Source organism: Thiorhodococcus mannitoliphagus (assembly GCF_010915725.1).
Lineage (GTDB): Bacteria > Pseudomonadota > Gammaproteobacteria > Chromatiales > Chromatiaceae > Thiorhodococcus > Thiorhodococcus mannitoliphagus.
Genome location: NZ_JAAIJR010000462.1, coordinates 1 through 483 on the forward strand (window position 1 = coordinate 1; position 483 = coordinate 483).

Consider the following 483-nt stretch of genomic DNA (forward strand, 5'->3'; position numbering starts at 1 on the left):
CGCCTTGAAGCTCGCCGAAAAGGTCTTACGATTCCTCTCTGTCACTGTCGCTCTCCTCGTTAATGTGCGAGGCGATATAACTTAAATCCGTGTCCAATTTTCGGGGTCCACTATAGGGGCGTGGAGAACCCGTTGCATTGGAGTCTCGACGTGTCCTTCCGTGAGGATGAGTCGCGGGTGCGCGATCCCCTAGCCCGTGAGAATCTGGCATTGATCCGGCGCATCGCACTGATTCGTCTGACGCACGATGACCTCAAGCGCGGCCTCCATGGCAAACGCCTGAAGGCCGGCTGGGACGAGCGCTATCTCAACAAACTGGTCTTCGAGGCACCGAAAACCTCGGCAAAATCGTCGGCTACCAAGCGCTCGAATATTAGAAAACTGTGATGCGATTGCCCTGACCTCCAGCCCGACAGCGCCTTGCAACTGCTCCATGTAGGTGCTGACGGTCTCGCGGAAGGCGGTTTTGTCACTGCTGTTGCC

At 56.7% G+C, this 483-nt stretch carries 1 protein-coding gene; it reads right to left on the bottom strand.

Features of this window, described 5'->3' with window-relative positions; translation table 11 throughout:
• Nucleotides 1-189: 189 nt before the first annotated feature.
• Nucleotides 190-483, bottom strand: a 294-nt coding sequence (locus G3480_RS28135; RefSeq protein WP_206171955.1) for a hypothetical protein, incomplete at its 5' end; no start/stop codon positions are given.